Annotated in this window: 16 protein-coding genes and 1 tRNA gene; 2 read left to right on the top strand and 15 right to left on the bottom strand. The window is 47.1% G+C overall.

Features of this window, described 5'->3' with window-relative positions:
- Positions 1 to 563: 563 nt before the first annotated feature.
- The 4 genes from rpsR to J2T14_RS18225 all read right to left on the bottom strand — a co-directional run bounded on the left by rpsR (position 564) and on the right by J2T14_RS18225 (position 2,900).
- On the bottom strand, positions 564 to 848 hold the full coding sequence (gene rpsR / locus J2T14_RS18240) for a 30S ribosomal protein S18 (RefSeq protein ID WP_307204231.1): 285 nt from the start codon (positions 846 to 848) through the stop codon (positions 564 to 566).
- A 27-nt stretch (positions 849 to 875) separates the two neighbouring features.
- Entirely contained in the window at positions 876 to 1,406 is a 531-nt protein-coding gene (gene ssb, locus J2T14_RS18235; protein ID WP_307204229.1) for a single-stranded DNA-binding protein, read from the bottom strand.
- 36 nt (positions 1,407 to 1,442) lie between these two features.
- Entirely contained in the window at positions 1,443 to 1,727 is a 285-nt protein-coding gene (gene rpsF / locus J2T14_RS18230; protein ID WP_307204227.1) for a 30S ribosomal protein S6, read from the bottom strand.
- 171 nt (positions 1,728 to 1,898) lie between these two features.
- The gene (locus J2T14_RS18225; protein ID WP_307204224.1) at positions 1,899 to 2,900 is read right to left on the bottom strand and encodes an ABC transporter substrate-binding protein; all 1,002 of its coding nucleotides are present in this window, start codon (positions 2,898 to 2,900) and stop codon (positions 1,899 to 1,901) included.
- Positions 2,901 to 3,143: 243 nt separating this feature from the next.
- Between J2T14_RS18225 and J2T14_RS18220 the strand changes: the two genes are divergently transcribed.
- Complete coding sequence (locus J2T14_RS18220) at positions 3,144 to 3,329, top strand: YjzC family protein (RefSeq protein WP_307204222.1); 186 nt, start codon at positions 3,144 to 3,146, stop codon at positions 3,327 to 3,329.
- 369 nt (positions 3,330 to 3,698) lie between these two features.
- Here the strand turns inward: J2T14_RS18220 and J2T14_RS18215 are convergent, their stop codons facing one another.
- The 5 genes from J2T14_RS18215 to J2T14_RS18195 all read right to left on the bottom strand — a co-directional run bounded on the left by J2T14_RS18215 (position 3,699) and on the right by J2T14_RS18195 (position 5,777).
- Positions 3,699 to 4,166 (bottom strand): helix-hairpin-helix domain-containing protein, encoded by a 468-nt coding sequence (locus J2T14_RS18215; RefSeq protein WP_307472998.1) that lies wholly within the window; start codon positions 4,164 to 4,166, stop codon positions 3,699 to 3,701.
- A gap of 83 nt (positions 4,167 to 4,249) precedes the next feature.
- Positions 4,250 to 4,340, bottom strand: a tRNA-Ser gene (locus tag J2T14_RS18210).
- Between the two features lie 81 nt (positions 4,341 to 4,421).
- A complete protein-coding gene (locus J2T14_RS18205) occupies positions 4,422 to 4,625 on the bottom strand; it encodes a DUF951 domain-containing protein (RefSeq protein WP_307204218.1) in 204 nt (67 codons plus the stop codon).
- Positions 4,615 to 5,490 (bottom strand): mechanosensitive ion channel family protein, encoded by an 876-nt coding sequence (locus J2T14_RS18200; protein WP_307472996.1) that lies wholly within the window; start codon positions 5,488 to 5,490, stop codon positions 4,615 to 4,617. The genes J2T14_RS18205 and J2T14_RS18200 overlap by 11 nt, the downstream gene beginning before the upstream one ends.
- A gap of 44 nt (positions 5,491 to 5,534) precedes the next feature.
- The gene (locus tag J2T14_RS18195) at positions 5,535 to 5,777 is read right to left on the bottom strand and encodes a DUF3343 domain-containing protein (protein ID WP_373458172.1); all 243 of its coding nucleotides are present in this window, start codon (positions 5,775 to 5,777) and stop codon (positions 5,535 to 5,537) included.
- 106 nt (positions 5,778 to 5,883) lie between these two features.
- On the opposite strand from J2T14_RS18195, the gene yyaC reads away from it, so the two are divergent.
- Positions 5,884 to 6,507 (top strand): spore protease YyaC, encoded by a 624-nt coding sequence (gene yyaC / locus J2T14_RS18190; RefSeq protein ID WP_307472994.1) that lies wholly within the window; start codon positions 5,884 to 5,886, stop codon positions 6,505 to 6,507.
- 37 nt (positions 6,508 to 6,544) lie between these two features.
- Here yyaC and J2T14_RS18185 read toward each other — a convergent pair whose 3' ends face one another.
- The 6 genes from J2T14_RS18185 to rsmG form a co-directional block, all read right to left on the bottom strand.
- Positions 6,545 to 7,027: a DUF4446 family protein gene (locus J2T14_RS18185; RefSeq protein WP_307204210.1), complete on the bottom strand. Its 483-nt coding sequence runs from the start codon at positions 7,025 to 7,027 to the stop codon at positions 6,545 to 6,547.
- 26 nt (positions 7,028 to 7,053) lie between these two features.
- Positions 7,054 to 8,226, bottom strand: a complete 1,173-nt coding sequence (locus J2T14_RS18180) for an aminotransferase class V-fold PLP-dependent enzyme (protein ID WP_307472992.1) — start codon at positions 8,224 to 8,226, stop codon at positions 7,054 to 7,056.
- Between the two features lie 120 nt (positions 8,227 to 8,346).
- Complete coding sequence (locus J2T14_RS18175; RefSeq protein ID WP_307472990.1) at positions 8,347 to 9,198, bottom strand: ParB/RepB/Spo0J family partition protein; 852 nt, start codon at positions 9,196 to 9,198, stop codon at positions 8,347 to 8,349.
- The gene (locus tag J2T14_RS18170) at positions 9,179 to 9,952 is read right to left on the bottom strand and encodes a ParA family protein (RefSeq protein WP_307204204.1); all 774 of its coding nucleotides are present in this window, start codon (positions 9,950 to 9,952) and stop codon (positions 9,179 to 9,181) included. The genes J2T14_RS18175 and J2T14_RS18170 overlap by 20 nt, the downstream gene beginning before the upstream one ends.
- Before the next feature lie 205 nt (positions 9,953 to 10,157).
- Entirely contained in the window at positions 10,158 to 10,976 is an 819-nt protein-coding gene (gene noc / locus J2T14_RS18165) for a nucleoid occlusion protein (protein ID WP_307472986.1), read from the bottom strand.
- A 717-nt stretch (positions 10,977 to 11,693) separates the two neighbouring features.
- Entirely contained in the window at positions 11,694 to 12,419 is a 726-nt protein-coding gene (gene rsmG, locus J2T14_RS18160; protein WP_373458171.1) for a 16S rRNA (guanine(527)-N(7))-methyltransferase RsmG, read from the bottom strand.
- Positions 12,420 to 12,426 lie beyond the last annotated feature (7 nt).

Genomic DNA, 12,426 nt, shown 5'->3' with positions numbered 1-12,426 from the left:
CCCCATCGTAATATTCTCCCAACAGCATTTCCCAAAACACCCTCATGTACATCAAAAACGAATGAAACATGAAAAAACGCAAAAAGAGCCCGCTGATGACAGGCTCCTCCGGTAAATCCTTATATGCGGTTGTATAATCGCTTCTGTCATTATATAAGTCCTGCAGCTGTTCTGTCAAAACAATTCGTTAAGGCAGGTTGTGGGTTGAGGAATGAAATAGCGGCGAATAGGGGATTACTTCTTGCATAGGAGTGATCACTATGCCAATACGTAATATAATAATTTGCGCGATAATCTTTCTCTCCATCCTTTTAATTGGAGCAAAGCTGAATGAATATGTCAGGGATCACGACAGACTAACCTACAGTAAGCCCTCTCCCTTTTCGGTAAAAACGATTGATTTTTCGTACATTGACGTAAACGACGCCACATTGCGCTATAACCCTAGAGAGTATGTAAAAATCGTTTCTTTGCAAACGCCATAATGATTGATGATTCGCTTAAAGACAAGAAAAAGCCTGCGGAGATGAATCTCCGCAGGCTCTTCTTCGCTTCGCAGGCGACTATTCAGTCGTGTATGGAAGCAATGCGATTTGACGCGAACGTTTAACAGCAACAGTAAGCAAGCGTTGGTATTTCGCGCTTGTACCCGTTACACGACGTGGCAAGATTTTGCCGCGCTCGCTGATAAACTTCTTGAGCAAATCAGTATCTTTATAGTCAATGTGAGTAATTTTGTTCACAGTGAAGAAACATACTTTACGACGTTTGTTACGGCCGCCTTTACGTCCGCTGAACTTACGTTCTGGACGCTCGTCTCCGCCGTTATCTCTTTGCTTGAAAGCCATGAGTCATATCCTCCGTTTCGCAATAAATTAAAATGGCAAATCATCTTCCGAAATATCAATCGGGCGTCCGTCATCCTGGAACGGATCACGGCTGTTGCTATTCGAGTTATTACCGGAACGATTGCCGCCGCCATTGGAAGAGTTGCCTCCGCCATATGAGCCGCCTCCGCCGCTATTGCTTGTACCGCCGCCGGAAGCACTGTACCCGCTGCCGCCTTCTTCGCGCGCTCCGCCTTCTTTATTGGATTCCAAGAACCGTACGTTATCAGCGATAACTTCCGTCACGTAGACGCGTTTGCCTTCGTTATTCTCGTAATTCCGCACTTGAATGCGTCCTTCGACCGCCGTTAAGCGGCCTTTGCGCAAGTAGTTGGCGCAAGTCTCGGCAAGCTGCCGCCAAGTTACGACCGGAATGAAATCCGCTTCGCGCTCGCCTTGCCCGCTCGTGAACGGACGGTCGACCGCTATCGTAAACTGCGTTACCGCAACACCCGCAGGCGTATAGCGTAGCTCGGGGTCTCTCGTCAATCTGCCAATCAGTATAACACGGTTCAACATCGTTTCCGACCTCCCAATCGCTTGCGTTGACTAAGACTAAGCTACGTCTCTGACGATCAATGTACGGATAACTTCATCCGAAATCTTCATGACGCGGTCAAGTTCATTCACAACTTCAGTCGTTGCGTTGAAATGTACCAGTACAAAGTAACCGTCACGAAGCTTATTGATCTCATACGCAAGGCGGCGTTTTCCGATCACGTCTGTTTTCGTGACTTCTCCACCGTTGGAGATGATGCCATTGAATTTATCAACGAGAGCTTGAAGAGCTTCTTGCTCAACGTCCGGACGAATGATGTACATCACTTCATATTTGCGCATATTGTTTCACCTCCTCTTGGACTAACGGCCCCATAAAATGGAGCAAGGAACGAGCCATAGGCTCGCATCTCTATACTATATCAAATTGAGTTCAACATGACAAGTGCCGCTTTGCCAGCAATAAATTACAAGGCCGTACCTCGCTAGATGCGCAGGTACGGCCTTTAACTATTACTTCACGATGCTTTCCAATACGTCGTCGATCACTTGGGAGAAGGCGACTGTTCCGCCATACAGCCAGCTCGACGTGCTAGGATATTCGTATACGTTGCCGCTCTTAACCGCAGGGATCTCTTTCCAGATCGGAGCGTTAAGCGCCTCTGAGCCCGAATCCTTGTCGCTATTGATGAGGAAAAGGTGGTCGGCATCCAGCTCGGCCAGCTTCTCGAGCGAGATCGCCTTCCAATTGCCGCCTTCCGTAGCGGAGATTTCTTTTACGACCTCCGGCACTGGGATTCCGAGTTCACCATAAAGCAACGAACCTGTAGACAAGTCTTCGCTTACCATATAGAAGTTTTTCCCTACCAGCCAGATCGCTGCCGCGGATTCGCCTGGTGCTGCTGCCGCGATTTTTTCTTTCGCTTCTTTTGCTTTCGCGTCGTACGTTTCCAGCGCTTTCTTGGCTTCCGCGTCTTTGCCCAATACTTCGCCCACTTTGAGCAGAGCTTCGCGCCAGTTGTTATTGATCTCATCGCCAAGAACGAATGTTGGAGCTATTTTGTTATATTGATCGTATTTTCCTTCGACTGTTGAAGCCATGCCCACGATAATAAGGTCCGGTTCCAAAGCGGTTACCGCTTCGAATGGAAGGTCATGCGCCAGCGTTGGCACGCCGGCTAGATCGCCTTGCAGGTAATCTTGAACACCGTTCGGAACTTGCCATTGCGCTACGGGCTTAACGCCTAGAGCAACCAAATGATCCTCGAGGTAAGAAGCGATAATGCGCTGCGGGTTCGCAGGAATCTTCACTTCGTTGCCGAGTCCGTCCACCAGCGTTCTCTCTTCGCCTGCTTCTGTCGCATCCGTTGCACCTGGAGCTTCTGTTGCCGGTGCGTTCGTTGCCGCGTTTCCTGCATTCTTATTATTGTCGCTGCCGCCGCAAGCCGCGAGCCATAACGACATTACCATCAAACTAATCAATACGAGCACGAATTTCTTATTTCGTAATGCCAAGGTAGTTCCCCCTAAGTATGATTTCTTGTGGACGCACTTACGGTGACGTCCACCACCTTTAAGATGATAACAATTCTCATTATCAATGTCAATGATTTGAAATTCGTCAATATTATGAACGAACGCGTCGCCAGCCGTATTCTTCTACTTATGCGATGGTCGTTAACGGTTCATACTAAGCTCCGAGCGGCCGTATGTCGGTGCTTGGTCTTATGAACTTACTACAGGCTGGAGGCGAACAGCATGGGCGAATGGACTTTATTTTCACCGGGCGACAGAGCTCCTAATGATGGCGTTTATATTGAGGACGGGGACAATTCGTATCATATGGGTATCCAGAATCCGAAGAAGGTCACGCTAAGCAAAGGGGATCGTTTTCCCGAAACGACGAACCATGAGCGCAGATGGAAACGGATGGGACGACGTTGATTTTTTGTAAAAGCGATGAATAGTTAGGCCGAAATCAGGTCATATTATTATCGACGGTGATTAGAGAGGTGTGGTTCCGTTGAACCGATTGGTGAAAGGGCCTTTAGAGGATTTCGTCCACTCAGTTTAGAAGCGGAGGGTTGTGCCAAAGACTACTGTCTGTAACACACGCGCATTCGAGCTTGCATATGTACACCGTTCAAACGGATATATATGTCTGTGCTCAAAAGGGTAATGAAGCTTTCAGCTGATTTGTACCGATTGACGAATGATTGCTCATGCTTTCTGTAATTTGTAGTGTGAATTGATCGACTCAACCATCAAACACCGTCCAGGGAGAGAGCTCGCGAGAGCTCTCTTCTTGCTTATTTACTTAATTATCACATGCCAGGCTCTAGCAGGACGATCCGCCGGATAACCGTGCTCCTTTCGATAAGCTTTGCGTTCCGAAGTAAAGTCCCACCACTGCTTGTCGCTTTCTGGATGGTACGCATGATGAACGGCCAGCCTCATCACGTCTTCTACGCAGGGGTCCATCCAAACGCCATGCAGCTTTTCCAGACGGTTGATAAGCTCTTCACCGCTCTCTCCCCCATCCCGAATGTCCTCTAACGAACGGAAGCCCAGCTCTACGAGATTTTGCGCTAATGAAGGACCAATTGAGGGTACACGCTGGAACAACGCTAATGCGCTTAACAGACGCGCCCTGTCTTCGGTTATGTCCAGACTGCTTGCCAGTTCCACCGGGCTGTAATCGGCGATCTGTACCAGTTTGATCTTAAGCGCTCTGAGGCGCTTACGTTCAACATCGGATAAAGGCAGCTTCGGCACGTTCATCTTACGGTGCACCCTCTCTTTTATCTATAATAAGGCACAAAAAAAACGATTCGCGTGCGAACCGTTTGACTGTTAGTTATAAGTGGCGGAGAAGGTGGGATTCGAACCCACGCACGCTTTGACACGCCTAGCTGATTTCGAGTCAGCCCCCTTGGGCCTCTTGGGTACCTCTCCGCGTTCGAGACAAAAATTATCTTAACACATGAGACAGGCTAATGCAACAACTATTTTAAAAAATACTTTATTGAATTCATATTATTCTTCCTGCGCCTTCGATCTAAGCACCTTTTTCATGTTTTTCTCGAATTTCGCCCTTGGCACGAGCACGCTATGCTTGCAGCCCACGCACTTGATCCGTATGTCCATTCCCATGCGTATAATTTCCATTTCATTGGATCCGCATGGATGCTGCTTCTTCATTTGGACAATGTCGCCGAGCTCAAACTGCTTACGCTCCATCCTTCACGCCTCCCTTTTCATTCCGGTGATAGGTAACCATTTTCGGATAAGGGATTTCGATCCCGTTCTCATCGAGCGACTTCTTAAGCTCAATGTTCAGCTTGCGTGCCAACACCGGATGCGTATTCGGCTTGCATTCGGCAATGATGCGAACCGTAACCCCCGATGCGGCAATCATCTGAACGCCAAGTACCTCCGGCGCATTAACCAAATTTTCATCCTGCAGACCGGCCATCGTCTTGCGAATGACTTCAAGCGCGCGATCGACGTCCTCTTCGAAAGCGACCGTTACATCGACAACGGCAAGGGTATTATTGATGGAGAAATTCGTGACTTCGTTAATCATTCCGTTCGGAATAATATGTACCTCTCCCGTCCAACTTTGAATACGGGTCGTTCGAAGCCCGATCACTTCTACCGTGCCTTTGAACTGCCCGGTCTGAATCACATCGCCAACGGCGAATTGATCCTCAAGCACAATGAAGAAACCCGTAATGATATCCTTTACCAAGCTTTGGGCACCGAAGCCGATCGCGAGGCCAAGCACGCCTGCTCCTGCCAGCAATGGTCCTAAATCGATACCGAATTCGGACAAAACGAGCATCGTCGCTATGAAATAAATAACGTAAGAGGCGACATTTTTCATCAGCTTGCCGACCGTTGTCATCCGCCTGCCTTGGCTTGATGGCCGCTTCGCCTCCCGCTCCAGTACGACTCGGTTAATCGTCTTATGAATGATCCATACTCCTATTCGGCATATAAGCAGAATGAGAATGATTCGAAGCACCGCAGAACCAAAGCCTTGCCATAGTTTTTCGTCCGTCACCCAGTCTACACCTTTCGTATACAATTCCCGTATGGACATCGGATCTTTCCCTTCGTTTCCTTTATTTCCTTATCAACATCTATCTATATGTCTATTTGGACATAACCTGCAACCGAATCCGGCTTGAATATGCCTCTTATTTCTACATGTTCTTGTTCGATAACGTCCTTTACCGTATTCATATCCTCTTCTGGAAAATGAATCGATAACGCGCAGCCGGCCGTTATCTCTTTCGGTGTTGGGCAAATATCAATTTCAACGTCAGCGTATTCCAGCAGCATCTCCGCCCGAAGCGCCTGCTGCGTGGAGTCAAATGCGATTAACATGCGCACCTCCATCGTTCGAGTTCGTACTTTACTAAGTGATCCTACGTATAAAATGGTTGTCCCATCCATATACTAGTATCATATTGGCAATCAGTGGAGGGATTCTATGAAGCTACCATTTATGAAAGAAACGCCTTTGAAGGTTCCTCACACGACCGCGAACGTAGTCGGGCTTCTCGTTAACCGGCTAACGTCGATGCTTGAAGAGCAAGCTGGCAAGCGTCCCATTGTTATCGTGTGCGTTGGCACTGACCGCTCGACCGGCGATTCGCTAGGGCCGCTTATCGGAACCTCCTTGTCCAAATACAGAAGCCCTCACTTTGCCCTTTTCGGGACGCTGGAAGAGCCCGTACATGCAATGAATCTGGAAGATACTCTTCTTGAAATCAATCGTAAATTCCACAAGCCCTTCATCATCGGCATTGACGCCTGTCTCGGTCAAGTATCGAGCGTTGGGTCTATCCAAGTTGGCGCAGGTCCCGTGCGGCCAGGCGCAGGAGTGAATAAAGACCTCCCTCCTGTCGGCGATATGCATATTACCGGTATCGTGAATGTCGGCGGCTTCATGGAGTATTTTGTCCTGCAGAACACACGCCTGCATCTCGTCATGAAGATGGCCGATATCATTTCGCTTAGCCTATTTACGGCTGTCGCCAATTCCGTTCATATTTCTGCCAATACGCGCGAGCAAACCGCCGCCTCCGACTACACTTCCCACTTGCATCTATAAGCGTGATAGGAGTCCAAGAATGCTCGATCATCTTTTGTTACTTTGCCGTTTGAATCGCTTTGCGTTCTTCAGGCGTAAGCGGATAGGCGGACTCGCCTTTCTCAATCGGCTTAGCGTATACGTACGTATTTTCTCTGCTATGGATGCCCGATAGTACAGCTCCATCATTATTCTCGTTTACAATGGCAATGGAGAAGCTCAGGTCGCTACCTTTTTCAGCGAAAGCGTTATACCGGAGTGCGCCAACTCTACCCTTCTGCTGCGACAACGCTTGCTCTACTGCAGAGAGTTGCGTCTGCAACCGTTGAATCGTTTGTGCTTGCTCGTTCAACCCTTCCTTCATTTGTACAATCACATCTTCGAAGTTCGTTATACCCGTATTCCCCATCACGTCTGTGTATTGCTTTCTTAACCGTTTCAATTTGCTGCCAAGCAACGCGATCCAGATGAATAGAATAATAACGATTAGGCCTACTGCTGCCGTTACGGCATTCATCGGATTTGTCGTCCAGTCTTCCATGGTGTCTTCCGCCCCCAGATTAATTCTTACAAGCCGTAGTTTTTCGTTATCTCTCTCATCGCATTAGTTAATACATCAACTTCTTCTTCTGTCGTGAACAATCCAACACTGGCTCTAACTGCACCTGTAGCCGACGTGCCCGCGCATGCATGCGCAAGCGGCGTACAGTGAAAGCCAGCCCTTACCGCAATACGGTAATGCTGATCGAGAATGAATGACAGCTCGGACGGGTCAATTCCATCAACGACAAAAGCGACGATTCCGGTACGTTGCTCACCCAGCTTCGGACCTAACAGCTTCAATCCTGGGACTGTGGTCAGCCCCTCCATCATACGCTGAGCAAGCGTCCATTCTTTATTATGGATGTTCTGTACGGTCTCATTCAACACATACTGCACGCCTGCTCTAAGCCCAGCTAGGCCAGGCGTGTTCTGTGTGCCTGCCTCATACTTATCAGGCCTTACCTGAGGCTGCTCACGCGCCTCAGATTGGCTTCCAGTGCCGCCATGCAGCAATGGAACTAGATCGACCTCCGGATCGATATATAAGCCTCCTGTGCCCTGTGGACCAAGTAAGCCTTTATGTCCTGGGAATGCCAGCAGGTCAATACCCATTCCTCTAACGTCTACTGGCAGAATACCTGCGCTTTGCGCTGCATCTACCAGCAGCTTTATGCCTTTGCTCTTCGTTAACTCAGCGATCTTTTCAATGGGAGTAATCGTGCCGAGCAAATTCGAGCTGTGATTAGCTACCACTAACGTTGTATTGGACTGAATCGCCCCGGCCACATCATCCATATTAATGTTCCCTTGTTCGTCCCCTTCTACATACGTCACTTGAATGCCAATCGTTTGCTCCAAGTAATATAGCGGTCTTCTAACCGAATTATGTTCAACGGATGTCGTAATCACATGATCGCCCGGCTTAACCCATCCTTTAATCGCCATATTAAGCGCCATCGTCGTATTGGATGCGAAGGCGATGTCATTAGGATTTTTTATATTGAACAGTTTGGCTAGCTGTTTACGTGTATCGAACAATACGCGACTTGCTCTGACAGCCATCGCATGACTGCCTCTCCCGGGATTGGCAGCATCATGAAGCATCGCCTGTACAACGGCATCCGTTACTTCCGGAGGCTTAGGCCACGAAGTAGCTGCGTGGTCCAAATAAATGAGCGGCTGTTCGCCATTCCCCACTACGATCACTTCCTTATATAAAATACGTACCCGAAATCATATTATGGCACAACAATGGCATACCTTAGTTTAATCTTTCAAATCGAAGATTACAACTCGGGTATGCCATAGTTTCACTTGTTATGCCATATATTGAAGCAGCTCTAACAGTCGTTCCAAATCCTGCTTGCTATAGTACTGCAGCTCGATTTTACCTTTATCCTTCTGCTGCTTAATCTTCACTGTCGTCTTAAAACGGTCTCTTAGCGACTCTTCCAAATGATCGATATACGGATCGCGTTTCTTTTGGCTAGATTTCGTTTTATTTTCCGGTTGCTTCGCATCAAGCTTCTGTATCGCTTCTTCCAACTCGCGCACGGTCCACTCTTGTTTCATGATGCGATCGGCGAACTCTCTCTGAATCACTTCGTCCTTAATACCGACTAACGCTCTCGCATGACCCATCGATATTGTTCCACGTGAAACATTATCTTTGATTTCTGCAGGGAGACTTAACAATCGAACGAAATTCGCAATATGAGAACGAGACTTGCCTACCTTCATGGATAGCTCTTCTTGGGTTAATTTGAACTTGTCCATCAATGCTTGATAAGCGATAGCTGTCTCGATCGCATTCAAGTCCTCGCGCTGGAGATTCTCGATAAGGGCAATCTCCATCACTTGCTGATCGGAGAAGCTTCTTACGACCGCAGGGACCGTAGTGTTGCCACATAGCTGAGATGCACGGAAACGTCTCTCCCCCGCTATGATTTCATAACCCTTTAATACGGTGCGAACGATGATCGGCTGAATAACGCCATGCTGCTTAATGGATTCAGCTAATTCCCGAATCGAATCCTCATCAAATGTTTTGCGAGGCTGATAAGGGTTGGGGCGTAGTTGGTTTAACGCCACATCAATGACTTTATCATCGTCATTGACCGATAGCGATGGTATTAGTGCGTCTAATCCTCTACCTAGCCGCTTGCTCATACGTTATCACTTCCTTCGCGAGTTCAAGATAAACTTCCGCGCCTTTGGATCGTGGGTCGTAGGTGATAATCGCTTGCCCGTGAGAAGGAGCTTCGCTCAGACGCACGTTGCGCGGAATGATGGTTTGATAAACTTTTTGCTGAAAATATTTTTTAACCTCTTCGATGACTTGAATGCCGAGGTTCGTTCTTGCATCGAGCATCGTAAGTAGAACGCCTTCAATCTGAAGCGTCGTATTTAGATGTTTCTGAACGAGTCTTACTGTATTCAACAGCTGGCTAAGTCCTTCAAGGGCATAATATTCACATTGGATGGGGATAAGGACCGAATCAGCCGCTGTTAAGGAGTTGATCGTTAATATACCAAGCGATGGCGGGCAATCAATGAGAATATAGTCGAATTCATCCTTAACCATATGCAACGACTTCTTGAGTCGCAGCTCCCGGGATATTGTAGGAACTAATTCAATCTCCGCCCCTGCCAGTTGGATCGTCGCTGGAATGATCTTCAACCCGGGGACACCCGTTTCCACCATAGCATCCTTAGGATGCACTTCATTAATAAGCACATCATAAATACAATTGGCCACATCCGCCTTGTTGATGCCAAGCCCGCTCGTCGTGTTCCCTTGGGGATCTATATCAACGAGTAGCACTCTTCTCCCCAAGGAAGCTAGACAAGCCGCGAGATTAACGGACGTAGTCGTCTTACCGACACCGCCCTTCTGATTGGCAATAGCTATTATTTTGGACAAAACTGTCTCACCTCTTATGCAAAACTATTATAATACACCATACACAAGCAAAAACCTTGTGCCTCTTCATTGTAAAAAATACGGCTACAAATGGCATCGCCGCCCTCGGCGAGGGCGGCATCGTGCATGATTTATTCCTACCAGATGGAAATGCATCCGGCAGCCATATGTACCATTTTATATCGAATATAGTTAACAATCATTGCTATCTTTTTGGAATTTGGATAACGATTTCGTAATGATCATCATGATCCTTTTCGTTAGTCTTAATTTGCAGCCCTGATCCTGACACCATTTCAATCGATTGACGAATCGTGTTCAAAGCAAGACGAACATCTTTCGTAAAAGATACACGTTTAGCTTTCTTCAGCTTCGTCGCTTCTTTCAAGAAAGCAATACGAATCTCGGTTTGCTTCACATTCAAATCTTTGGTCAATATTTCGTCCAAAACTTTATGCTGCAGCTCTTCTGTATCCAAGGAAAGAAGCGCGCGTGCATGGCGTTCCGTAATTTTTCGTTCCACTAACGCTTGCTTGATCGTATCGCTTAGCGCTAACAACCTTAGCTTGTTGGCAATTGTCGACTGGCTCTTGCCAAGCCGCTGCGCTAAGCTCTCTTGCGTTAATTCATGCAGTTCAATAAGTTTCTGATAAGCAATAGCTTCTTCAATCGCCGTAAGACCCTCACGCTGCAAATTCTCGATCAAAGCAATAGAAGCCGTCTGGGAATCGTTGAATTCTCGAACAATGCCGGGAATCGTATCATACCCTAGCTTCGTTACGGCACGCCAGCGGCGCTCTCCGGCAATAATCTCATATCTGCCATTACGCATACGAACGACAATCGGCTGAATAACGCCATGCGTCTTGATGGTCTGGCATAGCTCATCAATACGATCGTCATCGAAGATCGTACGTGGCTGGAATGGACTCGCATCGATATCCTGAATTGGAATTTGCCGAATCTCTTCTTGCGCGTTGCGCTGCTCGGATAAGCCGAATAAACGAGAAAATTGTTCTTTCATATCGATAATTACCACCCGATCATGAGATAAACCTTCCAATCAATCTTACATCTATGCATTTCCAAACCAATCACAGATAGGAGAACATAGCTTCATAGATTGATAGCCTGCAAAGTATAATTATAAACGTTATACTAGAGGGCTTCAAGCGCGTCCCACCACTCCGGCCAATTATTAACATAACATGACACGCGCGAGGAACAACGAAACCTTCCTATTAAATAGGATAGTGATTGATTTACGTGCAAGAGAGATAGAATGAAGGTTTTTTCAATAAACTCGCCTAACAGCAAGATAGGTTGCTCCTGCTTAATCGTTCGCCGAGCAGAAATCTGCTCGAAGCGTAAATGGCTGATTCTGCCTTTTAAACGGCATGAAGCAGCATTTCGCAGAGTAATATAAGCTTAATTTTAAATACAAACACATAAAGTCTTATATTGAACAATAAGTGAAGCGTGCTCCTCCTATTGCGATGTTAAGCGCTTAGAACCATCGCACGCAAGGCGATCAAGTTCTTGTCACGTTCATTGCATCCTTAACACTTTAATTCTACTTCGTGAGAGATATCTCCTGCTTGACAACCGTTCTAACCCATATAAATGTTCTAAAAGTTCATGTTGAGCGATTACAGGAGTAACGGTATCTAAAGACAGATCAATATTGATCAAAAAAATACGATGATTGGAATGTTCCACGTGAAACATTCCACGTTCAATCTTACCCGATAAGCGGTTGTTTAAGTGGCGTACCTGCTTTTCTAGGATATTTTCGCGGCGTTGCATCGAGCTTCTCGATGATGACAATATGCCGTTCGGATTGTTCATTCGGAAGCTGCAGCTGATGCTGAGCTTTAATTTTCGCTCTAAGCTCACGCAAGCTGAATGCCGCCTCACGAACCTCTTCCTCCGATTGCGAGCCTTTCATAGCAGCGAAAAGACCGTTTTTACGGACGAAAGGCAAACAAAACTCGTTCAGTACATTTAATCTTGCAACCGCACGCGCTGTGACTAAATCATAACCATCCCGATGCTCGGGTAGCTTTGCAATATCTTCTGCACGCCCATGTACGCAATCGACGTCTTCAACGCCTAATTGCTCCACAAGAAATTTAAGGAATTGAATTCGTTTATTTAACGAATCGACGATCGTCACTTTCAGGTGCGGGAAACAAATTTTAAGAGGTATGCTAGGAAAACCCGCTCCCGAGCCTATATCGGCTAGCCTCTTGACCTTGTCCATATCTACAAAAAAAGAAAGGGACGCCGAATCGTAAAAGTGCTTTTCGTATACGGCGTCCCTTTCCGTTATGCCCGTCAAATTCATCTTCTCGTTCCATTCCACCAGCAACCGAAAGTATGTCCCGAACTGCTCAAGCTGTAGTGGAGAGAGCGTTATTCCGCTCTCCTCCATACGCGCAGTAAACCACTCCAACGTTTGATCCATAACCTTA

This window comes from Paenibacillus harenae (assembly GCF_030812415.1).
Lineage (GTDB): Bacteria > Bacillota > Bacilli > Paenibacillales > Paenibacillaceae > Pristimantibacillus > Pristimantibacillus harenae_A.
The sequence above is the reverse complement of the archived record's forward strand: the minus strand, read 5'-3'. Positions and strand labels throughout refer to the sequence as shown.